Origin of the sequence: Amycolatopsis thailandensis (assembly GCF_042723255.1) — a bacterium.
Taxonomy (GTDB): Bacteria; Actinomycetota; Actinomycetes; order Mycobacteriales; family Pseudonocardiaceae; genus Amycolatopsis; species Amycolatopsis thailandensis.
Map to the genome: position 1 here is coordinate 12641 of NZ_JBHXJK010000084.1, position 25835 is coordinate 38475.

Sequence of the window (25835 nt, forward strand, 5' to 3'; positions counted from 1 at the left end):
ACTATTACCTGGTCATAAGCATTGCTGCGGAGCAAAGACGGAGGTGCTTTCCCGGCGCGGTCACGGGCACAGTGGCTTCCATCGACTCGACCATGGGGGCTTTGGGATGACCGACGTCGGAACGACTTCGCTCGACGAACGCGGAACGGGGGTGGAGCGGGAAAATCCGCTCCACGTGCTGCTCGACCCGGCGATGCGGATCGATCCGCATCCGACCCTGGCCAGGTTGCGGGCCGCGAGCCCGCTCGTGACTCCGGACGGCACGGTGGTCGTCGGTGACTACGCGGGCTGCCTCGACGTGATGCGGAATCCGGCGATGGGAAACGACACCCTGGATTCGCCGGGATTGCGAGGCTTGGTTCCGAATAGCGGAGCGAAACAGGTCCTCGACTCCATTTTCTTCATGGACGGTAGTGATCACGGCAGACAACGACGGCTGATCTCCAAGGCCTTCACGCCGAGGATCACCGCGCGCTATCGCCCGTGGATCGAGAACATCGTCGACGAGCTGTTTTCGGAGATCGACGGCACCGCGGAATTCGACGCGGTCGGCGATTTCGCGAATCTGCTCTCCATCCGGATCATCTGTGAACTGCTCGACGTCCCGATGGCCGACGTGGACGTGCTCAAGGAGTGGTCGGACGACCTCGCGCTCGCGACCGAACTCCCGACACTGGTCGCGGGGTTCCGGCGGCTGGGCCTGCTTTCGCCGGAGGAACTGGCCGTGGTCGACCGCACCTGCGCGTCGATGCACGCCTACTTCGCCGACCTGATCTTCAAACGCCGCCGTAACCCCGGCGACGACCTCGTGTCCAGCCTCATCCGGACGGAGGACCGCGGGCAGACCCTGGCCCGGCACGAGGTGACGAACGTGCTCGTCACGTTGTTCGCCGCCGCGCACGAGTCGGTCACGAACCTCATCTCGAACGGGATCCTCGCCCTGCACCGCAATCGCGACCAGCTGGCGCTGCTGCGGGCCGATCCGGCGCTGGGCGCGCCGATGGCCGACGAGGTGCTCCGCTACGACGCCCCCGTCCAGCTGACCGCCAGGGTCGCGCTGAGCCCGACCACGGTCGCCGGGCTCGACGTCGACGCCGGGACCGTGGTGATCCTCCTGCTCGCCGCCGCCAACCGGGACGAGGCCGAATTCCCCGAGGCGGACCGGTTCCTGATCTCCCGCACCACCAAACGTATGCAACTGGCCTTCGGTGCGGGCCCGCATTTCTGTATCGGCTCCAGTCTCACCAAGCTCGAAGCCGAACTCTCCTTCCGCGCCGTCGCCGAACGCTTCACCGATTTCGAGGTCGACGAGGGTTCGCTGGAATACCGCCGCCACGTGGTCGTCCGCGGCCTGCGGAAGATGACCGTCCGCGTCTCGCGCTGAGCGCCTCCGGCGACAACACCGAAACTGGAGCTTTGATGTCTACAGAGGACAAGACCCGCCAGTACCTGAAGAAGGTCACGGCCGAACTGCGGCGCACCCAAGAGCGGCTTCGCGAGGTGGAGGGCCGTGCGCACGAGCCCATCGCCGTCGTGGGGATGGGCTGCCGCCTTCCCGGCGGCATCGACTCCCCGGCCGGGCTGTGGGACCTCGTCCGCGACGGGGGCGACGCGATCACCCCGTTCCCGGACGACCGGCACTGGGATCTCGACGAGCTCTACGACCCGGATCCGGACGCCGGGAGATCCGGTCGTTCGTACGTCCGCGAGGGCGGTTTCCTGCACGACGCGCCACTCTTCGACGCCGGCTTCTTCGGCATCTCCCCGCGGGAAGCGCTCGTGATGGACCCTCAGCAGAGAGTGCTGTTGGAAGTCGCGTGGGCGACGCTGGAATCCGCCGGGATCGACCCGGACGAACTGCGCGGCAGCCGGACCGGGGTCTACGTCGGCTCCACGGGGAACGACTACGAGCTGGTGTGGAAAGGCTCGAAGGAATATTCCCCGCACGGCATCACCGGCAACAGTTCCAGTGTCATCTCGGGCCGGATCTCCTACTGTTTCGGTCTGGAAGGGCCGGCGGTGACCGTCGACACCGCCTGTTCCTCTTCGCTGGTGGCGATCCACGAAGCCATTCGCGCGCTGCGCGAGGGCGCGTGCGGGATGGCGCTGGCCGGCGGGATCACCGTGATGGCCACGCCGGACACCTTCACCGAGTTCTGCGGCCAGGGCGTGACCTCGATCGACGCCCGGTGCAAATCCTTCGCCGACGGGGCGGACGGGGCGATCTGGGCCGAGGGCGCCGGTCTCCTCTTGCTCGAACGACTGTCCGACGCGCGTCGCGCCGGGCATCCGGTACTGGCGCTGCTCCGGGGTTCCGCGGTGAACCAGGACGGGACGAGCAATGGTCTCTCCGCGCCCAGCGGACCCGCGCAGCAGCGGGTGATCCGGGCCGCGCTCGCCGACGCCGGACTGTCCACACAGGACGTCGACGTGGTGGACGCGCACGGCACCGGCACCACCCTCGGCGATCCGATCGAGGCCAACGCGCTGATCGCGACCTACGGCAAGGACCGATCGCCGGAGCGTCCGCTGCGGCTCGGTTCGCTGAAGTCGAACATCGGGCACACCCAGGGCGCGGCGGGGGTCGCCGGCGCGATCAAGCTGATCATGGCCATGCGGCACGGTGAACTGCCCAAGACCCTGCACGTCGACGCTCCGTCGTCCAAAGTGGACTGGAAGAAGGGCGCGGTCGAACTCCTCACCGAGGCCGTCCCGTGGCCGGAAACGGCGACACCGCGGCGAGGCGGCGTGTCTTCCTTCGGCATCAGCGGGACCAACGCCCATCTGCTGATCGAGGAGCCGCCCGCCCAGGAGGTCTCCCCGGTGGTGGCGACCGGGTCGCTTCCGGTCCTGCCATGGGTGATCTCCGCGAAGACCGGGCCCGCGCTGCGCGGACAGGCCGCCCGGCTGGCATCCTTCGCCGGAGAGAACCGGGCCACTCCCGCGGACATCGCGGGCGCGCTGACGAGCTCCCGGGTCGGTTTCCGGCACCGCGCGGTGGCGTTCGGCAGGACAGCCGAAGACTTCGCCACCGCGCTGAACGCCTACGCGGACGGCACGGCGAGCGGCGCCGTCGTCGAAGACGTGGCAGGCAACGGTTCGCTCGCCTTCCTGTTCACCGGGCAAGGGGCGCAGCGGCCGGGGATGGGACAACGGCTCGCGGCCGAGTATCCCGCGTTCGCCGCCGCGTTCGACGCGGTCTGCGCCGGACTCGATCCGCACCTGTCCCGGCCACTGCGCGAGATCATGTTCGCCGAAACCGGCTCGGCCGAAGCGGAACTGCTGTACCGCACCGAATTCACCCAGCCCGCGTTGTTCGCGTTCGAAGTCGCGCTGTTCCGGCTCGTCGAGTCGTGGGGGGTGCGCCCGGACCAGCTGCTCGGGCATTCGGTCGGGGAGATCGCCGCCGCGCACGTCGCCGGTGTCTGGTCGCTGCCCGACGCCTGCCGGATGATCGCCGCCAGGGGACGCCTGATGCAGGCGCTGCCCGGTGGCGGGGCGATGGTGTCGGTGGACGCGACCGAAGCGGAGGTACTGCCCGATCTGGCCGGTCTGGAGGACCGGGTTTCGATCGCGGCGATCAACACCGCGGAGTCCGTGGTGCTGTCCGGGGACGAGGAAGCGCTGGCCGGGCTCGAACGGCTTTGGGATGGCCGCGGGCGCCGGGTCAAGCGGCTCCGCGTCAGCCACGCCTTCCATTCGCCGCTCATGGAGCCGATGCTCGCGGAATTCGAGGCGCTGCTCGGAGAACTCGAGTACCACCCGCCGTCCATCCCGATCGTCTCCGACGTGACCGGGGGACCGGCGACGGCCGAACGGCTGCGTTCGCCCGGCTACTGGGTCGAGCACGCGCGGGCGGCCGTCCGGTTCCACGACGGTCTGGCCACCCTGCGGGAAGCGAAGATCACCACCGTGCTGGAACTCGGCCCGGCCGCGGTGCTCTCCGCGATGGTGGCGCCGTCCGCCGACGGGGAGCCCGGGATGGTCGCGATCCCCGCGGTGCGCACCGATCGGGACGAGGCCGAAGCCGTCCTGCGCGCGCTGGGCGGACTGCACGCCCGAGGGGTGACGGTGGACTGGACGGCGGTTCTCGCGCCCGTCGCGCCTTCGCCCGCCGAACTGCCTTCCTACGCCTTCCAGCGGGAGCACTACTGGATCGCCCCGGAGGCGGACACCGCCGACGTCCGGGAGGCGGGCCTGCTCCCGTCGGGGCATCCGCTGCTTGGCGCCGCCCTCACCCTCGCCGACGGCGGCGGGGTCGCGCTCACCGGCCGGATCTCGTTGCGGGCGCAGCCCTGGCTGGCCGGGCACCGCGCCCACGACACGGTGATCCTGCCGGGCACGGCGTTCGTCGAACTCGCGCTGTCCGCCGGTGAACAGGTCGGCTGCGACGTCATCGAAGAACTCACGATGGAGACCCCGCTGACCCTGCCGGACGAGGGCGGGGTGCGGATCCAGGTGCTGGTCGGTGAACCGCTGGACTCCGGCAGCCGTCCGGTCCGGGTGTTCTCCCGGCCCGACGGCGCCGACGTCGGAGGCTGGCGTTCCCACGCCAGCGGGCTCCTGGGGGCCCGCACCGCGCCCGCGGGGGACGAACTGGCCGAATGGCCGCCATCGGGCGCGGAACCGATCCCGTTCGACGGCAGCTACTACGACGATCCGGAGGTCGTGCTGGCGTTCGGGTACGAAGGGGTCTTCCGCGGCCTTCGCAAGGTCTGGCTGCGCGGGGGCACGGAACTGTTCGCCGAGATCGAGCTGCCCGGGGACCGGTCGCTGACCGACGGGTACGGCCTGCATCCGGCCCTGCTGGACGCGGCGCTCCAGGCGGTCGGGCTCGGCCCGTTCCTGGATTCGATCAACCAGGGCTCCGGCAGCATGCCCTTCGCCTGGTCCGGGCTGACCCTGCACGCCGCGGGGGCGTCGATGCTCCGGGTGCGGGTCACCGGCGCCGACGGGCACGTGGCGCTGACCCTCGCCGACGGCGCGGGCGCGCCGGTGGCCACGATCGAAAACCTCGCCTGGCGGCCGGTCGCCGAACGGTCGGCCCTCGGCGCGCCGGACGTGGACGATTCCTTGTACGGGCTGGACTGGGTGCCCGCGCGAGGGGCGGCCGCGGCGGGCGTCGGCGGACACGTCCTGCTCGACGACGGGTTCTCCGGGCTCACCGCGCTGATCGCCGCGACCGGCGACGATGGGCCGGTCCCGGACGCCGTCGTCGTCCCGATGTCCGCAAAGGACGGTTCGGTGGTGCCGTCGGCGAGGGAGGCCCTGACGGAGGTGACCGAAGTGCTGCGCGCCTGGCTCGCCGCGGAGCGGTTCGCCGACGCGAAACTGGTGCTTTCCACCCGTGGGGCCGTCGCCGCGGTGACCGGTGACCGGATCGATCCGACGATCGCCGGGATCTGGGGCGTGGCGCGGTCGGCCCAGGCGGAGCATCCCGGCCGGATCGTGCTGCTCGACACCGACGGGCCGGTGGACGACGTGATCCCGGCCGCGCTCGCGACCGGCGAAGCGCAGATCGCCGTGCGGGCCGGGACGGCCCTGATCCCGCGATTGCACCCGGTCGCGGCGGACGGGCTCCTGCCGGTCCCGGCGGAACCGGCTTGGCGCCTCGACAGCACCGGGCACGGCACGCTCGACAACCTCGCGCTCCTGCCCTGCCCGGAGGTGCTCGGACCGCTCGCGCCGCTCGACGTCCGGGTCGGGATCCGGGCCGCGGGGGTCAACTTCCGTGACGTCCTGGTCGCGCTCGGCATGTACCCGGGGAAGGCGGTGCCGGGCGCGGAAGCCGCCGGGGTGGTCCTCGAAACGGGCGACGGCGTGACCGGGATCTGCCCCGGCGACCCGGTGTTCGGCGTGTTCACCGGCGCGATGGGGCCGGTGGCGGTCACCGATCACCGGCTGATCGCGCCGATCCCGCGGGACTGGTCGTACGAAGCGGCGGCTTCCGTGCCGATCACGTTCCTCACCGCGTACTACGGCCTCACCGATCTCGCCGGGCTCCGGCGGGGCGAATCCGTGCTGATCCACTCGGGCGCGGGCGGTGTCGGCATCGCGGCGATCCAGCTCGCGAAGCATCTCGGAGCGGAGGTGTTCGCCACGGCCAGTGAAGGCAAGTGGGACACGCTGCGGGGGCTCGGGCTGGACGACGCGCACATCGCGTCCTCGCGGACGGTCGAGTTCGAGACCCGGTTCCGGGAGACGACCGGCGGCCGCGGGGTCGACGTGGTGCTGAACTCGCTGACCGGTGAGTTCCTGGAGGCCTCGTTGCGCCTGCTCGCCAAGGGAGGACGGTTCCTGGAGATCGGCAAGGCCGACGTCCGCGACCCGGAGGCGGTGGCCGAGGCCCATCCCGGCGTCCGCTACCGCTCCTACGACCTGGTCGCCTCCGCGGGCGAAGACCGGGTCCGCGAGATGCTGGACGAGGTCTCCGCGTTGTTCGGCCGCGGCGTGCTCACCCTGCCACCGCGCCGCACTTACGACCTCAGGCGCGCGGGAGAGGCGCTTCGGTACGTCAGCCAGGCGAAGCATGTCGGCAAGGTGGTCCTCACCGTGCCGCGGAAACCCGAACCCGACGGCACGATCCTGGTCACCGGCGGCACGGGCTGGCTCGGCGGCCTGATCGCCGAGCACCTCGCCCGCCGGGGCGCGCGGCATCTGACGCTGCTCAGCCGCCGCGGTGACGACACGCCCGGTGCCGGCGAGCTGATCACGAAGCTGTCCGGCCTCGGTGCCACGGTCACCGTCGTCAAGGGTGACGTCGCCGACCGTGGCGACGTCGAAGCCGCGCTGGCCGCCGTGCCGCCGGAGCACCCGCTCACCGCTGTCGTGCACGCGGCCGGGGTGCTCGCGGACGGCGTCGTCGCCACACTGACCGAAGAGCAGCTCGACGCCACCCTCCGGCCGAAACTCGACGGGACCTGGCATCTGCACGAACTCACCAAGGACCTCGACCTGGCCGCTTTCGTCTGCTTCTCCTCCGCGGCCGGCATCTTCGGGGCCGCCGGGCAGGGCGCGTACGCCGCCGCCAACTCCTTCGCCGACGCGTTGATGAAGTGGCGGCGGGACACCGGACTGCCCGGCACCTCGCTCGCCTGGGGGCTCTGGGCACCGGGCGACGATTCCGCCGAACGCGGTGGCATGGCGGGCGGGCTCAGCGCGGCGGACTGGGCACGGATGGGACGCACCGGTGTCCGCGGGCTGACCGCGAAGCAGGGCCTCGCGCTCTGGGACGCGGCGCAGGACTCGGACCGGGCCCTGCTCGCCCCGCTCGGCCTCGACCTCGGCACGATTTCCGGGCTGGGCGAGGGAATCCCGCCATTGCTCCGGGACGTCGTCCGCGGCTCCGCCCGGCGAGTGGCGGCCGGTCGCCGTCAGGACACGCCCGCCGAGGCGCCCGACGCGCTCATGCGGCGGCTGGGTTCCTTGCCGGAGGCTCAGCGCGAACGGCAGCTGGTGTCCCTCGTACGAGGTCATCTGGCGGCCGTCCTCGGCTACGCGTCCGGCGACGAGGTGCCCACCGAAACCCCCTTCCGCGAACTGGGTTTCGACTCGCTGACCTCGGTCGAACTGCGCAACCGCCTCACCGCCGCCACGGGCCTCAGGCTGCCGCCGACGCTCGTTTTCGACCACCCGACGGCGAACGCCCTGGCCGCGTATCTCGGCACGGAGATCACCGATTCCGGTGCTCCCGCCGCTGCGGCACCTTCGCCGGCGCTGGCTCGGCTGGCCGAGTTCGAACGCGCGGTCGCCGAGCTGGAGGAGGACGCCGAACTGCGCGCGACGCTGGGGTCGCGGGTGCGCGCCCTGCTGACCGAGCTGGAAGGCGGGGATTCCGGCGAAGCGGAGGACACGTTGCGGTCCGCCTCCGTCGACGAGCTGTTCGACTTCGTCGACCGGGAGTTCGGCCGTGGGTGAACCTGCCGTGCCAGTGACGACGACGAAACCGTTGGGGGCAAGCCATGTCCGATGACCCGAAGCTCGTCGAGTACTTCAAGCGGGTGACGGCCGAACTGTACGAAACCAGGAAGCGGTTGCACCGCCTCGAAAACGCCGAGGCCGACCCAGTGGTGATCGTGGGCGCCGGTTGCCGGTTCCCCGGCGGCGTCGAATCGGTCGAACAGCTCTGGGAGGTGTTCGACCAAGGCCGCGACGTGATCTCGGAATTCCCCGCCGATCGCGGATGGAACCTGGCCGAGATCTACGATCCCGACCCCGAAGCGCCGGGAAAGTCCTACGTTCGCCACGGCGGGTTCATCGAATCGGCGACCGAGTTCGACGCGGGGTTCTTCGGCGTCTCACCGCGCGAAGCCCTGGTGATGGACCCGCAGCACCGGTTGCTGCTGGAGGTCTCCTGGCACGCGCTCGAGTCCGCCGGGGTCGATCCGACCCGGCTTCGCGGCAGCCGGACCGGGGTGTTCACCGGGCTGGTCGGCGGCGACTACGCCTCACGGGTGGAGGAAGTGCCGGTCGAGCTGGTCGGACAGGTGTCGATCGCCAACGCGGCCAGCGTCGCCTCCGGACGGGTGTCGTACCTCTTCGGCTTCGAAGGACCGGCGATCACCCTCGACACCGCCTGCTCGTCCTCACTCGTCGCGATGCACCTGGCCGCCCAGTCGCTGCGGAACGGTGAATGCGACCTCGCGCTGGCCGGTGGCGCGACGCTCATCCCGAGCCCGATCCGGTTCATCGAGTTCTCGCAGCAGCGTGGTCTCGCGCCGGACGGCCGGTGCAAACCCTTCGCCGCCGCGGCGGACGGCACCGCCTGGGCCGAGGGCGCGGGGATCGTCGTCCTGGAAAAGCTCTCCGACGCGCGGCGGCTCGGGCACCGGGTGCTCGCCGTGCTGAAGGGGTCCGCGATCAACCAGGACGGGGCGTCCAACGGGCTCACCGCGCCGAACGGGCGGGCCCAGCAGCGGGTCATCACCGACGCGCTCGCCGACGCCGAACTGTCCACACAGGACATCGACGTGGTCGAAGCGCACGGCACCGGCACGAAACTGGGCGATCCGATCGAGGCGCAGGCGCTGCAAGCCACCTACGGACGGGACCGTGCCGAACCGGTGCTCGTCGGAGCGGCCAAGGCGAACCTCGGGCACACCCAGGCCGCCGCCGGGATCGCCGGAGTGCTCAAGATGCTGATGGCCATGCGCCACGGTCTCGTGCCGCCGCTGCCGCATCTCGATCGGCCGACCCCGCACGTCGACTGGGACGGCGGCGGGATCGCGCTGACGACCGAAGCCTTGCCCTGGCCGGAAACCGGCCGCCCCCGCCGGGCCGCGATCTCGTCGTTCGGGATGAGCGGCACGAACGCGCATCTCATTCTCGAACAGGGCGAGACCCTCGCCGACACCGAAGAAGGCACTCCTCCGCCTCTGCTGCCGTGGGCGGTTTCCGCCGCCACGGCCGCCGGAGTGGTCGCGCAGGCGAAGAAACTGCTCGACGAACTCGGCGACGCCGACCCTGCCGACGTCGCGTATTCGCTCGCCACCACGCGGACTCATCACCGGCACCGCGCCGTGGTGCTCGGCGCGACTCGCGAAGAACTCGTCGACGGTCTTTCCGCGCTCGCCGCCGGTGAACCGTCGCCCTTCGTGGTCGAAGGCACCGCGGTCCCCGACACCGGGGTGGCGTTCGTCTGCCCAGGGCAGGGCGCGCAGTGGCAGGGAATGGCGATGGAGCTGCTGGCCGCTTCGCCGGTGTTCGCCGAGCAGATCGTCGAGTGTGAGAAGGCGCTGACCCCGTTCGTCGACTGGTCTCTCGTCGATGTGCTGCGACAGGCCGAAGGGGCGCCTTCCCTCGAACGTGTCGACGTCGTCCAACCGGTGCTGGCGGCCGTGATGATCTCCCTCGCCCGGCTTTGGCGGCACCACGGCGTCGAGCCGACCGCCGTCGCCGGGCACTCGCAGGGCGAGATCCCGGCGGCGTGGATCGCCGGTGCCCTGAGCCTTTCCGACGCCATGCGGGTGGCCGCGCTGCGCAGTCGCGCGCTGACAGCGCTGTCGGGTACCGGCGGGATGGTCTCGGTCGCCCTCGGCGCCGAGGCGGCGGCGGAACTCGTCGACGGCAGGCCGGACGAGCTCACCATCGCCGCGGTCAACGGGGCACTGTCCACAGTGGTCTCCGGGACCCCCGCCGCGTTGACGAGCCTGCTCGCCGAATGCGCGGAGCGGGACTTGCGGGCGCGTCGCGTCCCGGTCGACTACGCGTCGCATTCGAGCCACGTCGAACGGATCAAGGACAGGATCCTGCACGAGCTGGCACCGCTGACGCCTGCCGATCCGGTGCTGCCGTTCGTGTCCGGCCGGACCGGCCGGTGGGTCGAGGGCGAACCGCTGGACGCCGCCTACTGGTACCGCAGCCTGCGGGAAACGGTCCGGTTCGACGAGGTGACCGGCACCCTGCTGCGCGACGGTCACCGGGTGCTGCTCGAAGTGAGCCCGCATCCGGTGCTCGCCGGCGCCTTGCGGGAAACCCTCGACGCGGGCGGCGAGACCGGCTCCGTGCTCGGGACGCTACACCGCGGCGAAGGCGGCCTTGATCGCTTTCTTCGCGCACTCGCCGAAGCCCATGTCGCCGGGGTCGAAGTAGACTGGCAGGTCGTCTTCGAAGGCAGCGGGGCGCGGCGGGTGGACCTTCCGCCCTACCGGTTCCACCGCGACCGGTACTGGCTCGATCCGATCCTGCCCGAGTTCGGGGACGGCACGGCGGGGGAGGAGCACGCCGAACCGGAAACCGACCTGGCCGCGCTGTCGCCGGAGGAACGGCGGGAACGACTGGTCCGGCTGGTCCGCGGCCACGTCGCCGCCGTGCTGAAATACCCGCGTGGGCGCGAGGTTCCGCTGGACGACACCTTCCGCGACCTCGGCTTCGAATCACTCACCGCCGTCGAGCTGCGCAACCGGATCGCCGCCGCGACCGGTGTCGACCTCCAGCTGACCGATGTGCTCAACTATCCGACGGTCGAAGAGCTGGCGGAGTTCTTGACCGACGAGGTACCCGAGAGCGGGCCCGGCGCGGCCTCCGCGGAAGAACCCGATTCGGACAGTCTGGTTTCCTTGTACCTGAGTGGTGTCGAGCAAGGACGACCGCACGACTCGATGGGCCTGGCCAGGAAGGCCGGGTTGCTGCGGGCCTCGTTCGACGACGAGACGGACGCGGCCGCACTGGTGGCGGTCTCGCGGCTGGCCGTCGGTTCGGGCGGTCCCGCGCTGGTGTGCGCGATCCCGCCGGTTTCACCGATCACCGACGCCGCGTACTCGTTCATCGCCCCCGCGATGCCACGGCCTCGGGACATGTGGACGATGTGGTCGCCGGGATTCACCGACGGCCAGCCGCTGCCGCCCGACCTGCCCAGCCTGTTCGCGGCGCAGCGTCGCGCGCTCGACGAGCACGTGGGCACCGGAGAGCTGGTGCTGGTCGGTTACTCCGCGGGCGGCTGGGTCGCCCGTGCCTTCGCCGAGTACCTCGAGGCACAAGGCCGCCCGGCCGACGCCGTCGTGCTCGTGGACATCTACCTGCCCGCTTCGGACCGGAACGAGGTACGCGGGCGGTTCATGCAAGAGCAAGCCGGACGGCAGGAACTCTTCGGTGGCGGGAAAGCGGGTTCGATGGCGAGCCAGCTCGGCGCGATGGGCCGGTATGTCACGTTGTTCGACACCTGGGAGCCGGTCCCGATCCGGACCCCGACGCTGCACCTGCGGGCCTCGGAAGCCCTTCCGGGCCTGCCGTCGTTCACCGCGGACGAACAGTTCCCGACCGCGCTGTGCGCGCGGACCGTCGATCTGCCCGGCAACCACTACACCCTGCTGACCCGGCACGCGGAGTCCGCCGCCGCCGCGCTGAACGACTGGCTGACGGAGCTTTTCGGGAACTGAACCCTTCGCCATGGCGTCTGGCAGTGTGCCGTTGATCGCCTCCTTCCCTACTTTCAGGGGCAGGGCCCCGGGCAAAGTCACGTAAGCGGGTATTGAGGGGCAAGGCCACTGTGGCGTGTCCGCGGAACGGGTCAGTGACTCCGCGGGGCACCGGAACGCGGGCGCCGACTGTGTGGATTTTGGTGCGTTGGACGCTCAGAAATCCACACAGTCCCGCGTGACCGGACCGGTCACAACCAGGTGGCCCGAGAAGCTCCAGGGGTGTGTGGAAATAGGGACATTCAACGTCCCTGTTTCCACACACCCCTCACTCTGGGTGACAGTTCACGATCTCGCCGGCCACAACGACCCGACACCTTTGCCTTGCCTCTCAATAACGCGAAACGCCACTCACGACCGCCCGGACCGACCTGCAAGTGGGTGGTCTCGGGAGCGCGCCGGTCCTGCGGCGACGGCCGCCTCAAGACTCGATCGCGCGCAGGCATCGTTCCGCCTGTCGCCGGAGCGCGCCTTCGAGTTCCGGCGGTCCGCTGACCAGGGTGAAATCGGTCTGCACCGACGTGATCATCCACACCAGGTCGGACGTCGTCGGGGCGCCGAGGCGCAGGAGACAGCGGCGCTCGTCGACGGCCTCGATGGCGCCCATTCCCGGCCACACCCGGTCGGTCACCGCGGCTGCCGATTCGTGCAGCTCGACCGTCGCCTGGCACGGCCAGGTGCGCGCGGAAAGCTGCTGCGCCAGATAGGCCGCGACGTCGTCGAAAGGCGGCTCGCGGGGCGTGAACCGGGCGCCGGCGGGCGGCCGCGGGGTGAGGCGATCGACGCGGAAGGTGCGCCAGTCGTCGCGGTCGACGTCGAAGGCGACGAGGTACCAGTGCCTGCCGAAGTTGACCAGGCGATAGGGCTCGGCGTGCCGCCGGGAGGCACCGCCGCGCGGGCTGAGGTAGTCGAAGCGCAGGCGTTCGTGGCGGCGGCACGCGTCCGCGATGGTCATCAGCGTGTCCGCCGAGATCTTCGGACCGGGCGCCTCCCCGGCGCGTACGGTCGCGGTCTGGAGCGTGTTCACCCGATGCCGAAGCCGCGACGGCAGCACCTGCTCCAGCTTGGTGAGCGCGCGCAACGCGGTCTCCTCGATACCGGTGACCGAACTGCCGGTGGCGGTGCGCAGTCCGACGGCCACCGCGACGGCTTCGTCGTCGTCGAGCAGCAGCGGTGGCAGGGACGCACCCGCGCCGAGCCGATAGCCGGGCGTGCCTTGGAGCGCGTGCACCGGGTAGCCGAGTTCCCGCAGGCGCTCGACATCCCGTCGCACGGTCCGCGTGGTGACGCCGAGGCGTTCGGCCAGGTCGGTACCCGGCCAGTCGCGGTGGGTCTGCAGCAGCGACAGGAGCTTCAGCAGTCGTGCGGAGGTTTCCAGCATGGTTGTCATTCTGCCGTCCGGTTAGGACCGAAGTCGTCCTAACCGGTTTCTAGCGTGGTCTCATGACACAGGACATCCACCCTTTCTCGATCGACATCCCGCAGGCCGACCTCGACGACCTCGCCGCGCGCCTGGCCGCCACCCGCTGGCCGGGCGAACTGCCGGACGTCGGCTGGAGCCGGGGTGTGCCCGCCGGTTACCTCGCCGGACTGGCCGAATACTGGCGCACCGGGTTCGACTGGCGGGCGCAAGAGGCCGCGATCAACGCGCACCCGCAGTCCGTCACCACCATCGACGGTCAGCGCCTGCACTTCCTCCACGTGCGCTCACCGGAGCCGGACGCCACGCCGCTGATCCTGCTGCACGGGTGGCCGGGCGGGGTGACCGACTTCCTCGACGTGATCGGGCCGCTTTCGGACCCGCGAGCGCACGGGGGAGACCCGGCCGACGCCTTCCACCTGGTGATCCCGTCCTTGCCGGGGTTCGGGTTCTCCACGCCGCTGGCCGGACCGGGGATGAGTGCCGCGAAGATGGCGGGCCTGTTCGCCCGGCTGATGGCCGCGCTCGGCTACGAGCGGTACGGCGTGCACGGCTACGACACGGGTTCGTGGGTCGCGCCGGAGATCGGCAAGCAGGATCCGGGGCACGTGCTCGGCGTGCACCTCAACGCGATGATCACGTTCCCGATCGGCGCCGAGGGCGAACTGGACGACCTTCCCGAGGCCGACCAGCGTCGCTGGGCGTCGATGCAGAACTTCAACGACGGCTACCTGCAGTGCAACTCCAAGCGTCCGCAGACGGTGGCCTACGGCCTGCACGACTCGCCCGCCGGTCAGCTCGCGTGGATCGTGGAGAAGTTCAAGGAACTGACCATGCCCGAAGACGCGCTGCCCGAGGAATGCGTGGATCGCGACCGCATGCTCGCCACGATCTCGCTGTACTGGTTCACCGGCACCGCCGGCTCGGCCGCCCAGATCTACTACGAGGAGATTTCGGCGAACGACTGGAGCGGCGGCGACTCCGGTGACTGGGGATCCGGCGATTGGAGCGACGCCGCGGCGCCGACGGTGCCCACCGGTGTGCTCGTGTCCGCGCACGATGTGACCGTCCGGCGTTGGGCCGAGCGCGACCACCACGTCGTGCATTGGACCGAACTCGGCCACGGCGGGCACTTCCTCGCCATGGAGGCTCCCGCCGCGCTGGTCGACGACGTCCGCGTGTTCTTCCGGAAGGTGCGCTGAGATGGGCGCTCGCGGGACCGCGGTGCTGAGCCCGCGGGCGCTCAACCGCGCCCTTCTCGGCAGGCAACTCCTTCTCGGCCGTGTCGATCTCGGGGTGGCCGAGGCGACCGAGCACCTCTTCGGACTGAACGCGCAGGACCCGGATCTCGCGTATTTCGCGCTCTGGAACCGGCTCGAACGCTTCACCATCGAGGACCTCACCGTCGCCATCGAGCGTGGTGTCCTGGTGCGGTCCACGATGATGCGGGCCACCCAGCACCTGATGTCGGCCGCCGACTTCCGGCTCGTCCGGCCGGTGCTGGCACCGCTGCTGCGGCGGGTGCAGCGCAACGCCTTCGGCGGCCGTACCACCGGCGTCGACCTCGGCGAACTGGTCGCCGACGCGGCCGAACTGCTCGAAGGCGGCGGCGTCCTCACCCGGCCCGAGCTGGGGCGGGCGCTCGCGCGAACCCGCCCGGGTGCCGACGCGCAGGCACTCGGCTGGACCGTGCAGTACCTGCTCGCGCTGGTGCACCCCGCCCCGAGCGGAACGTGGGGCAAACGCGGCGCGACCCCGTTCGCCGTCTTCCCCGGTGTTCCCGAAGCCGCCACCGCCGACGACGTGCGCGAGCTGGTCCGGCGCTATCTCGCCGCTTTCGGGCCTGCCACCGTCGCCGACGCCCGGACCTGGTCCGGGGTGAGCGGACTGCGTGAGGTCTTCGAGCAGCTACGGCCGGAACTGCGGACATACACCGACGAAGCGGGGCGCGAGCTGTTCGACCTGCCGGACCACGAGATCCCTTCGCCGGACCTGCCGGCGCCCGTCCGGCTCCTCGCGGAGTTCGACGCGACCCTGCTCGCCCACGCCGATCGCACGCGCGTGATGACCGAGCCGATCCGGCGTCAGGTCTGCCAGGGCGCGGCGGTCGCGGCCACCGTGCTCGTCGACGGCACGGTGGCCGCGACCTGGACGAGGGACCGCGCGGGTGTGCTCACCGTCGTGCCGCTCCGCTCGATCTCCGCCGCCGACCGAGAGGCCATCGAAGCCGAAGCGCTGCGGTTACTGGACTTCGCCGCTCCCGGCGCCGTTCACGACGTCCGGTTCGGCTGAGTTCGGCCGGACGCCGAGCTTGACGGCGACGTGCCCATGAAGGGCAACCCGGCTGAGGCTGTGTGGCTCGGTCGGTATCGAACCGGGGAGCGGGCCGCCCTTTCGGGTAAGGATTCTCGCCCGTTTCATGACCCGGAAGCGATCATGTTCGCCGGGGTTCTGGTGTGGGATGGACGGATATTGCTTGTTCGGGGTCGATGATGTTTCGAAAGGGGCGCGACGCGGCCGGGCCTGATCGTCGAAGTGGGTTCTCGAACCGGCCGAGCATGCGTAGCCGACTAATTGTCCATTACCAAGGAGTGTCATGAAGAAGATGGGTTTGTTCCTGGCGCTGCCCGCAGTACTTTTGCTGACGGCGCTGCTGTCCCCCGGGGCGTCGGCGTCGGTCCCGCACCGGGGACCGGAGTCGGAGTTCGAAGCTTACGTGACCTTGTTCAATCAGACCAATCACGTCCTGACCCTCAAGGCGTCCCACCTTGATCATGGGTGCTGGAACGTCGAGCCATCCAGTCAGATCCAGCCTCGTACAGCGGTTTACTGGCGGTCCGACAGTTGCGGGGCGTTCACCGGCACCGAAGGCTGGGTGAGTTACACCATCGACAGATCAGGGGGTCAAGGCTATGCCTACGCCCACTGGAACCTTCCCTATTTCGGTTCCAACTCCTTCGACGGCACAGCCGGAGGGCTGTTCACGATGACCGTCCAGGGAAACAACGAACGCCACGCGCAGGTCAACTACACTCTCAAATGCGTCATTCCAGGTTGTTAGGATGAGCAGGGTCTATAACGTCGAGTAAGCCCTTATGCGCCGAAAGATGCGCCCAGCACGGGTCTTCGAGGTCGCCGTCGAGACTGACATCACCGTTGAACGGTGGCGTTGTGGTCTGTTCGACCGACAGCAGGTGGCCGCGCCTGCCGGTAGCTTGTGGCCGAACCTGACCTGACACCGGAGAAGCCACCATGACGACTACCCAGCGCGTTCTTGCCGTTCTGGCCTCAACAGGGCTGGCCGTCTCGGTCCTCGGGACTGGCACTGCCTCCGCCGCGACCAAGGGCAAGATCTACATCTCCAACAACTGCGGTAGCGCGGTCGCCACCACGATCCACCGCACCAACGGCTCGATGATCGCGGGTACCGGGGCCGCTCCGGCGGGCAGTTACTTCGGATATCCGGTCGATCCCGGCACCTATGAGGTTCGTGTGCCCGCCGGGAAGCGGAACGTGAAGATCCTCGACCTCGGCGGCAAGGCGCACTCGGTCATTGTCAAGGCCTGCTGACGACCGGCGGCTTTGTCCCATCAGGACAGAGACCGTGATTCCAGAGACGGCGAGCACGCGATCGGGAATGGAATGACACTCGGGCACCCCTCGGCTGCGAGGTCGCAGCCGAAGGGTGCGAGCGGGATCGCCGCCGGGGTGCTGGCGCTTCTCGGTGGACTCGTGTTCTTGGCAGCTGCGGCGCTCCACACCATCGAGTGCGCCTATTCCCTTGTTTTGCTCGCCGTCGGAGTGATCGCCCCCGGCATCGATCTCTCCGTCGCCGCTCCCGTCTTCCTCGCGATCGCCGCGGTGACCGATCTGTTGGCCATGGCGCTGCTCGCGAGCGGCGGGACCCTGTTGCTCCAGCGCAAAGCCCCTGGGCGGGTGCTCACCGCGATCGGAGCGGGGATCACGCTCGGCTTCGCCGGGCTGGTCCTGCTCGTGCCGTGGATAAGTTCACGCTTCACCGTCTCGTACAGCGGACTCACTCCGCGCATCGGCTCCAGCTGGCCGTTCGCTGTGGTCATGGCCGCGGCGGCCACGACGCTCCTGCTGGCTCTGATTCCGCCAACGGTGCGCTGGCTCGACGCCGGCACGCCTCGTGTTCCGCGGCGCTGACTGCGGACGCTGATCCCGACGAGCCGGGCTATCCGTCCACCGCCCGCACCTGAGCCCCTCTCCCCATCGACGAGAAAACCGGCTAGATATCGCACGGGAATTGTGCGCAACCGCCCAAGATATTCCGCTGCTCGTGGTCGAACGACGCCAGGTTGGCACCACGGTCGCTGCTCGCCGCGGCTCCGTCGTGACCAAGCCAACCTGCGTCCGCGCCGGACAGCGACAGCGCAGAGCCGGCTACCGCGAGGGCGAGCACACCCGCTGACGCGGCGCGACGAATCAACATCATGTCCTGACTCTCCTTGTGTTTCCGCAGTGATTCCATCTCTGCCCAGGTGATCCTGCGCAGCATCGCCACGATGCACTACCCGGCTGTCCTGCAGCCGAAGGCCTGCCCGCAAGATCAGGAACAGTGCCCGATAGGCCTGCCCGCGCCCCGGCGACCCAGCTGCGGACTGCCGAGTTGTCCACTGTCAGGCAGCACTCGGTTTTCTACCTGCCGAGGAACTGGCTGCCACAATGGTCGGCTTCGGACTCCTCTCGCCGGAACGTATGAGGAGCCGCAATACCTTCAGAGCAGCAGACCGGCGCTCGGCCCGACCCGCGTAGACAGCGGCCACGACCAGCAGAAACAGCATCGCCGTCCGCGCAGCGACGGCGACTGCAACAGTTGCAAGCAGAAAACTCGGCACTCGACTCGACCTCCGGTTCAAGGGCATGCGCCGTAAAACCGAGAGGTCTCCTCCGCCGTGCGCCCCGTCGACCGACGGAACCCGGCAATCTCAGCTGCCATCGAGCCTACGTACAACGCGACGACGGTGAAAGGCGAGTGGGGCCCCGTTACCCCCCGGTTCCCTCACCAGCCGTGCCCGGCGCGGTGCCTGAACGCGGCGCACGATGAAGCGAGGCGAGCCCCATCAGCCAGGGGCAGGCTTCCGGGTCAGCACCGGTGGACACTGTCAAAGGTTTGCCACGAGAAGTGGGGGAGTAGTCCCGTTTGCCTCCGGGACGGATGTAGTAGCCGCGTGTTCCCGGTGGGCGGGACGGGCCAGGAGTCGATCTTCCCCGGCGGACACAGTTCTCTGAACCGAAGGGCATTTGACTGTTTGGCTCGACCTGCGCGCCGGTTTACTTGACCCGTGAGTAGGTCTGACCGTGCGCTGGGTGCGGTCGGCGTCCTGGGGCGTCGGAACGCGGGAGAGTCTGTATGCGAACGACCTTGTGCTGTGCGGACGATTCCCCCGCCGGGCGAAACCGGATCCGGAAGTAACCCTCTTTCCTGAGCGAATGCCGTGAATTGCGCGGCTCGCACTTTTGTCTTCGCGTCACCGTCGAGTGTCGATTCCCGGATCAGCGTCGCGACCGGCGCCGACCGGATCTTTTCGCTGCGCTGATGCCGGCGATTCCGTGATTTTGGAGGACTTGTGTTACCTGCTCCTGCGCAGAGACGAAGAGTCTCCGTGGTTCTCGCTCTGTCCCTGATCGCGGGCCTGCTCCCCGCTCTGGTGTCCGCGGCGGCACCGGCGGTCGCCGCGGTGACCGATCTCCGAGTGGCCACCTGGAACATGCGTGGCAGTGTCAGCGGCGTCAACAAGTGGGGAAGCATCATTCCGGGAATGATGCGCGCGCACGGACTGCGTGTGATGGCACTGCAGGAACACTCGGACAACTGGGATAAATCGCTGGAGAACACCGGCGCGAAAGTCACCGACGTCGAAGGAAACGGTGCTGCCGACGACGGTACCGGTGACTTGACCACCTCGGCCGATCCCGACGATCAGTACGCCGACTCGCCTCGCGGGTGCATGGACGACTTCACCTCCGACAAGTACAAGACCAGCGAGTTCGGCAAGACCCGGTACGCGCACCTCAAGATCGAGTTCCCCGCGCCGCACAGCGACACGTTCCATGTGTACCTGCTGAAGACCAAGAGCAGCGAGCGGACGCTGGCGATGATCTCCGATCAGCCGGCCAGCGCGTGCCGGATCCAGCCCGCCTTGGTCGAGCCGAGGAAACTGGACGAGGACGCCAAGAAGTACCCCGAGCTCAAGACGCGCGGCGATTGGCGGCTGATGTTCGCCGCCAAGCCCCTGTTCGGCTTGAAGTTCGGCGACACCTGGGTCTACAACCTGCACGCGGAGTCCAAGGGCGACAAAGAGAACGACGTGGACAAGCTGGTCGCCCCGGTCTCCACGCGGCTCGGTGAGCGCTACGCCGTCGTCGGGGACTACAACCGGGAGATGGAAACCCTCGTCCTCGGGGATCTCGACGAGAACGGGAACCGCCTCGACCCGGATCTCCCGTTGGACCCCGGTGAGGCAGCGGTCGGCTCGACGAAGAACACCTTCAAGGTGGGCAGGGAACAACGCAGCAAGTACGACTACATGATCGCCAACGGTTTCCCCGCCACCACCCCGCATATGCCTTCCCCCGAGCGGGACAGGCAGGAGTACACCGGATTCCGCCAGAGCTACATCACCTCGACGGACTCGGATCACTACCCGGTCGTGTTCCGCAAGGAGACCGACAAGGCCCTCCGCAAAGCCGGAGAGGACAAGTGTCTCCCTGTACCCGCCTCGAACCTCCGGGTGGCGGGCGACGACTACTCGTGCTCGCTGAGGTCCCCGGCGATCGTGTCCATGGGCGACTCGTACATCTCCGGTGAGGCAGGACGCTGGGCGGGCAACGCGAACACCCCGGAGAAGGACTCGGTCTGGGGGACCGACCGGGGGATGAGCGCCTATGTGGACAACACCGGCTACCAGAGTGGCAACAAATGCGACCGGTCCGATGTCGCCGAGATCAAGGGTGCCGACGTCGCCGGGGTGCCACCGGAACGACGGTTCAACCTGGCTTGTTCCGGGGCGCTGACCCAGCATGTCCTCGCGGAGACCTTCAAGGGTGAGAAACCGCAGATCCAGCAGTTGGAGAAGGTGGCGGCGGACAACGAGGTCAAGCTGATCACCGTCTCGGTCGGCGGCAACGATCTCGGCTTCTCGGACATCGTGACGACCTGCGCGACCAACTATCTCAACCCGGCCACCTCCGCGAGGTGCAACAAGACCCAGCAGGAGAAGCTGGACAAGGGGCTGCGGGAGACGCAGCCGAAGATCCACGCCACCCTGCAGAAGATCATCGACACCATGGCCGATCTCGGCTACCAGCGCGATTCCTACCGGCTGGTGCTGCAGTCCTATCCCGCGCCGATGCCGGTGGGCTCCCGGTTCCGCGAGAAGGAAGAGAACTATCAGCGATACACCAGGGATGGTTGCCCGTTCTACAACGACGACGCGACCTGGGCGCACGACAAGGTGATCCCCGCCATCGGCGGGATGCTCCGCGGCGCGGCCTCCTCGGTCGGCGCGGACTTCCTGGATCTGCGGGACGCGTTCGACGGCCACGAACTGTGCGCGGACAGGGCGAGCCAGGCGGCAGCCGGGAACAGCGCCGCGAATCCGCTGCCCGCGGAGAAGGCGGAATGGGTGCGCTGGGTGCCCGGTATCGACAAGCCGTGGCTGCCGCAGCCGAACTTCCAGGGTGCGGCGCAGGAGGCCATTCACCCGAACGCGTTCGGCCAGCGCGCGCTGAGTGCCTGCCTCACCCAGTTCGCCCGGACGCAAAAGGGCAGTTCTCTGAAGTGTGTCGGCACCCCGGGTAAGGGACCGGACAGTGTGCGCCTCGGCTCGATCACCGATCCCGGCCCGACACCGGGACGGCCGATCGACGCCGCGCTCACGCTGGACCACGACGACGTGTATGTGTTCCACGGTCCCGCGTACGCGAAGGTCGAGGGCAGCACCCATATCGACGGCGGTGTCAAGGGCATCTACGAAACCTGGCCCGCTCTCCGGGGGACCAGGTTCGCGAACAAGATCGACGGCGGCTTCGTCATCCCCGGCGAGAACCGGCAGGCGTACCTGTTCAGCGGTGACCAGTACCTCGTTCTCGGCCTGGGCGGGGACCGCGGCTCCGACTGGTTGCGCGAGGGCCCGGCGCCCATCGCGGAACGCTGGCCTTCGTTGCGTGGTACCGGTTTCGACACCGGGGTCGACGCCGCGTTCGCCGATGGCCAGTCCCTGGACACCGCCTACCTGATCAAGGGTGACAAGGTGGTGGACGTCCGGTTCGGCGGGTTCCCGCTCCAGACGGTGGCGGGCACCGTCCGCGGCACCGGCGAGATGTGGCACACGCTCAAGCAGGCCGATCCCGCCGGGACGACGTTCCGGAAGAAGGTCGACGCGGCCTTCGGTATCGGGATCCCGGGCGGCTGCCGCCGTCCGGTGCCCACTCAGTGGGCGTGCTCCTCGGGGTGGAGCGAGTTCGTCCTGATCAGCGACGGCAAGCTCGCCCGCTTCGGCAAACACGGGTACCAGGCTCAGCCGGGCAGCGAGACCCTGGAATCGGGGCCGAGTTCGGTGTGCGAGACGTGGCAGGTGCTCTGCGGCACGATCTTCGCGCCGAACACCCCGGCGAAGGGAGAGGACGGCAAGACTCCCGGGCAACTGGCCGACGCGCCGGTGAAGGACGGGCAGTCGGGCAAGCTGAAGTCGGCCACCGGACTGCTCGCCGCCCCGGGTTCGAACGCCGGGGCTCCGGTCACCGGCGCGGGCGCGACCACGTTCGCCGGTGACGACAAGAGCTGGGCGTTCCACGACGCGGGCAACGGCAACTGGCTGATCGAAACCCAGGCCACGAACTCGGGCAACCCGGACGGCAAGGACCTGCTGCTGGACACGTCGGCGTCGCACGGGGCGAACCTGGTCGACTACGTGCCGGGTGGTGCGTACCAGGGTTGGATGTTCCGCCCCGCCGGTTCCGGTTGGTACAACCTGATGGACAACACCGATGGCACCTGTCTCACCGCGGGCAACGCGGGGGCGGGGCTGGTCGCCGCGGAATGCGACGGCCGTGCGGCACAGCGGTGGCAGCCGGCGGAGCTGAGTGCCGTTCTGCCACCGACGAAGCAGCCCACCGAGGCGCTGGTCTCGAGTGACGGTTTCGCCGTCGACCTCGACTTCGGCGACCGCACCCCGGGCACGAAGATCCAGGCACGCAACCCCAAACCCTGGTGGCCGCAGCCCCAGCAATGGCTCCTGCGGGAACAGGGCACGGGGAGCTGGGTGATCGAGACCGGCTACGGCGGCTCGAAGGTGCTCGGCAGGGGACCGGACGACCAGACACAACTGGTCGCCTATTCCGAAGGCGCCGCCGGTCAGCGGTGGTCGCTGGCCGACGCCGGCGGAGGCTGGCTGAAGCTGGCCAACGGCACGGGCGGCTGCCTGACCTCGGCCGCGGTCGGTGAAGCACTGCGGATCTCGGCATGCACGGGATCGGCCCAGCAGAAATGGCGCCGGGTCCCGGACGCCACGCAGGTCCGGTAACTCCACGCCTGACTACGGACAAGGACTATGCGAATGCGTAACGACAACACGTCATCACGCGCCGGGTACGCGTGGCCCACGAGATTCGGGCTGGGGGCCGCGAAAGCCGTCATCGGGACGCTCGCCGGTCTCGGGGCGACCTGGCTCGGCTTGCTGATCGCGGCCACCGGCTCGGGGTTCGACGCCTCGGCGGCCGACCAGCTTCGCCGCGGGGCAGGGGGAGTGTTCACCGCCTTCGGCGCGGGGCTCGGCGCTCCGGTCGACTGGCGGTTCGCGGGCACCGGCTGGACGGGGCGGATCTGGCCGGTCGAACTGCTGGGCCAGGCCTCGCCGTTGCTGTGGGTGCTGCTCGGACCCGCGGCGGCTCTGCTGGTCACGGCATTCCTCGCCCGGTGGCGCGGCTGCGGTCTCGCCGGCGTGCTCGGCATCGGCCTCGGCTACGTCGTCACGGTCGGCGGTGGCCTGCTGCTCGTCGACACCTTGAACACGACCGGCGGACCGGCGTTGCTGACCCTGAGCACGCCGTGGCTGGTGGCGGCGGGGTTCACGGGTGCCTGGGTGCTGGTGATCGCGGGTCTGGGCAAGCTCTGCGCGATCGCGGTCACCCGGATCCCGCAGGCGGGGCCGCGGCACAGGTTCGCCGTGCTCGCGATGGTGATCGCGCTCGTGGCGAGCACGACGGTGGCGGCGGGCGGCAGACCGGCGATGGGCGGCTACCCGTCCGCGACCGCGGCCGCCATCGACCGGTTGCGCCAGGAATCGGGCAGCGACTTCCTGCTGGCCATGGACACCCAACTCGACGTGCCGTCCCTGATCGGTGTCAACAGTCCCTTGAGGAGCGGAACCGGCGGCTGGCTGACGGACCACGCCGCCCTGTTCGGCCTGCCCGACCCGGCCCGGCAGCTCCAGCAGGTCCAGGAGGACACCGACCGGCTGGGCCAGAAGCACATCCGCTACCAGCAGACGGTCGACGGCGTCCCGGTGCACAACGCCGTGGTCATCATGCACCTGAACACCGGTGGCGAAAGCGTGCGAGCGATCAGCAGCAGTGCCCGGCCCGATCTCACCCCGGTTTCCACCATCCCGGACGTCGGCGCGGACAAGGCGCTCGCGGTCGCCCGCAAGGCCTTGCCCCAAGGCAAACTGATCGCGCCGATCCAGCTGTTCGTCCGGGGTGAGCGTCCGGCGAAGGACAGGAAGACCGACACCAGGCTGGTGTGGCGGGTGTGGCTGTCCGACCCGTCGAGCAACACCTCGAACGACTACTACGTCGACGCGCACAACGGTCACCTGCGGTGGTCGGACAACAAGTTCGAGACCGGCCGCGACATCAAGGTCCTCGACGACCAGCACCAGGGGACCGACAGCGAGGAGGCGCCGAACCCGGAGACGGTATGGGCGGGCGGCCACCACGTCGGGCCGAACGACGTGCTCGACGCGGACAAGGCCTACGACTGGACCGGCGCCACCTACACCTACTACCGGGACAAGTTCGGCCGTGACGGGATCGACGGCAAGGGAATGACCATCCTCTCGCACGTCCGCCACGCGGTCGACTGGGTCAACGCGGGCTGGGGCGGGGACGCGATGTACTTCGGCGACAACATGGTGACCCCGGACGTGACGGGCCACGAACTCACCCACGGCGTCATCCAGTACACCGCCAATCTCGACTACCTCGGATCACCCGGCGCGCTCAACGAAAGCTATGCCGACATCTTCGGCAAGATGGTGCAACGGCACGCGACCGGGAAAGTCGTCACCACCGACTGGACGATCGGGGCCGGATCCGCGGCAGGCGTCATCCGGAACATGGCCGATCCGAACAACGGCAACGACGGGAACGACGAAACCAAGTTCTGGCAACCGGATCACATGGACGAGTACGTGTACACCTGCATGGACAACGGGGGTGTGCACTACAACAGCGGGATCGCCAACCGCGCCTACGTCATCATGGCTCAGGCCATCGGCGAGGACAGGGCCGAGCAGATCGCCTTCCGCGCGCTGACCACCTACCTCGTCCCCACCTCGGCGTTCTTCAGCGCCGCGCAGGCCACCGTGCTGGCGGCCCGGGACCTGTACGGGCAGAACACACCGGAAACCCTGGCGGCACAACAATCCTGGCAACAGGTCGGCGTGCTCGGCCGGGAGCACGAGTATGTGTTCCTGCTGTGCATCTGCTTCATCCCGATCATCATCAGCGACACCGACATGGACCAGTTCCCCGACATCGACGTCCCCGCCGACGACATCCTCGCGGGGGCCGGGCACGTCCGCGACCTGATGCAGCGCAACGCCAGTCCCGCTCTGACGCACTATGGGCGGGTGATCATGGACACCGGGAAAGACATCATGGACATCTTCAACAAGGACAGGGCACTGCGAGATCAATTCATCAGGACGATGACCACCCTTTCGCCGGCCCTCGTCTCCGTGCTGACCGATGAAGGCGACACTGTCGTCGTCACCAAACAGATGGTCGACCAGAGCAACGCGCTCTTCGACGCCATGGTCGCCTACGGCACCAAGAACGAACGGCCCGACGTCGTGAAAACCGTCACCGAGGAACGCGCCGACGTCACCCCGGCCCTGATCGGCAAGACCGCGAACCAGGCGATGGACGAACTGGACAAGCACACGCGATAGCCACTCCGCGGACGCGTCGGACGACTGCGCGAAACCCGGCATCACTCGTACGCGTACGAGTGATGCCGGGCCTTTCTCAGGACATCTCGTAGCGTGCTCGACATGATCACCGCCGAGTCGCAGCGCCGCGTGACTCCTATTCACCAGACGCGTGAGCCACCACTTCGACGAGCACGACAAGCGGAACTTCGCCGTCAGCCAAGCCCGAGAGTTATTGAGGGATAAGGCAAAGGTGGCGTGTGCCTGGCCTGCCCACCTGCCGGTTTCGGGTGTTGCGAAAGCCACGTTCGCAACGCTCAG

At 69.0% G+C, this 25835-nt stretch carries 10 protein-coding genes and 2 pseudogenes; 10 read left to right on the forward strand and 2 right to left on the reverse strand.

What is annotated here, in order from left to right:
• The first annotated feature begins 106 nt into the window (after positions 1-106).
• The 3 genes and pseudogenes from ACFWMR_RS28405 to ACFWMR_RS28415 form a co-directional block, all read left to right on the forward strand.
• Complete coding sequence (locus ACFWMR_RS28405) at positions 107-1384, forward strand: cytochrome P450 (protein ID WP_378380571.1); 1278 nt, start codon at positions 107-109, stop codon at positions 1382-1384.
• Between the two features lie 71 nt (positions 1385-1455).
• Positions 1456-7917, forward strand: a pseudogene (locus ACFWMR_RS28410) (SDR family NAD(P)-dependent oxidoreductase); the annotation flags it as partial.
• Between the two features lie 53 nt (positions 7918-7970).
• A pseudogene (locus ACFWMR_RS28415) lies at positions 7971-11876 on the forward strand (type I polyketide synthase); the annotation flags it as partial.
• A 460-nt stretch (positions 11877-12336) separates the two neighbouring features.
• On the opposite strand, the gene ACFWMR_RS28420 reads toward ACFWMR_RS28415, so the two are convergent.
• Complete coding sequence (locus ACFWMR_RS28420; protein ID WP_378380573.1) at positions 12337-13296, reverse strand: helix-turn-helix transcriptional regulator; 960 nt, start codon at positions 13294-13296, stop codon at positions 12337-12339.
• 62 nt (positions 13297-13358) lie between these two features.
• Between ACFWMR_RS28420 and ACFWMR_RS28425 the strand changes: the two genes are divergently transcribed.
• The 5 genes from ACFWMR_RS28425 to ACFWMR_RS28445 all read left to right on the forward strand — a co-directional run bounded on the left by ACFWMR_RS28425 (position 13359) and on the right by ACFWMR_RS28445 (position 17505).
• Positions 13359-14537, forward strand: a complete 1179-nt coding sequence (locus ACFWMR_RS28425; protein ID WP_378380574.1) for an epoxide hydrolase family protein — start codon at positions 13359-13361, stop codon at positions 14535-14537.
• A 1-nt stretch (position 14538) separates the two neighbouring features.
• Complete coding sequence (locus ACFWMR_RS28430) at positions 14539-15627, forward strand: winged helix DNA-binding domain-containing protein (protein ID WP_378380575.1); 1089 nt, start codon at positions 14539-14541, stop codon at positions 15625-15627.
• Between the two features lie 304 nt (positions 15628-15931).
• Positions 15932-16396: a hypothetical protein gene (locus tag ACFWMR_RS28435; protein ID WP_378380576.1), complete on the forward strand. Its 465-nt coding sequence runs from the start codon at positions 15932-15934 to the stop codon at positions 16394-16396.
• A gap of 191 nt (positions 16397-16587) precedes the next feature.
• A complete protein-coding gene (locus tag ACFWMR_RS28440) occupies positions 16588-16905 on the forward strand; it encodes a hypothetical protein (protein WP_378380577.1) in 318 nt (105 codons plus the stop codon).
• A 72-nt stretch (positions 16906-16977) separates the two neighbouring features.
• Entirely contained in the window at positions 16978-17505 is a 528-nt protein-coding gene (locus ACFWMR_RS28445) for a hypothetical protein (RefSeq protein ID WP_378380578.1), read from the forward strand.
• An 82-nt stretch (positions 17506-17587) separates the two neighbouring features.
• On the opposite strand, the gene ACFWMR_RS28450 is transcribed toward ACFWMR_RS28445, so the two are convergent.
• Positions 17588-17863: a hypothetical protein gene (locus tag ACFWMR_RS28450; protein WP_378380579.1), complete on the reverse strand. Its 276-nt coding sequence runs from the start codon at positions 17861-17863 to the stop codon at positions 17588-17590.
• A gap of 1102 nt (positions 17864-18965) precedes the next feature.
• Between ACFWMR_RS28450 and ACFWMR_RS28455 the strand changes: the two genes are divergently transcribed.
• Together ACFWMR_RS28455 and ACFWMR_RS28460 are read left to right on the forward strand one after the other, a co-directional pair.
• Positions 18966-22886, forward strand: a complete 3921-nt coding sequence (locus ACFWMR_RS28455; RefSeq protein ID WP_378380580.1) for a hypothetical protein — start codon at positions 18966-18968, stop codon at positions 22884-22886.
• Positions 22887-22919: 33 nt separating this feature from the next.
• Complete coding sequence (locus ACFWMR_RS28460) at positions 22920-25535, forward strand: M4 family metallopeptidase (protein WP_378380581.1); 2616 nt, start codon at positions 22920-22922, stop codon at positions 25533-25535.
• Positions 25536-25835 lie beyond the last annotated feature (300 nt).

Excerpts from the sequence above, each read along its gene's own strand:
- ACFWMR_RS28405 (WP_378380571.1), top strand. The coding sequence starts at position 107 with ATGACCGACGTCGGAACGACTTCGCTCGACGAACGCGGAACGGGGGTG.
- ACFWMR_RS28430 (WP_378380575.1), top strand. The coding sequence starts at position 14,539 with ATGGGCGCTCGCGGGACCGCGGTGCTGAGCCCGCGGGCGCTCAACCGC.
- ACFWMR_RS28420 (WP_378380573.1), bottom strand. The coding sequence starts at position 13,296 with ATGCTGGAAACCTCCGCACGACTGCTGAAGCTCCTGTCGCTGCTGCAG.
- ACFWMR_RS28445 (WP_378380578.1), top strand. The coding sequence starts at position 16,978 with ATGACACTCGGGCACCCCTCGGCTGCGAGGTCGCAGCCGAAGGGTGCG.
- ACFWMR_RS28435 (WP_378380576.1), top strand. The coding sequence starts at position 15,932 with ATGAAGAAGATGGGTTTGTTCCTGGCGCTGCCCGCAGTACTTTTGCTG.
- ACFWMR_RS28425 (WP_378380574.1), top strand. The coding sequence starts at position 13,359 with ATGACACAGGACATCCACCCTTTCTCGATCGACATCCCGCAGGCCGAC.
- ACFWMR_RS28440 (WP_378380577.1), top strand. The coding sequence starts at position 16,588 with ATGACGACTACCCAGCGCGTTCTTGCCGTTCTGGCCTCAACAGGGCTG.
- ACFWMR_RS28460 (WP_378380581.1), top strand. The coding sequence starts at position 22,920 with ATGCGTAACGACAACACGTCATCACGCGCCGGGTACGCGTGGCCCACG.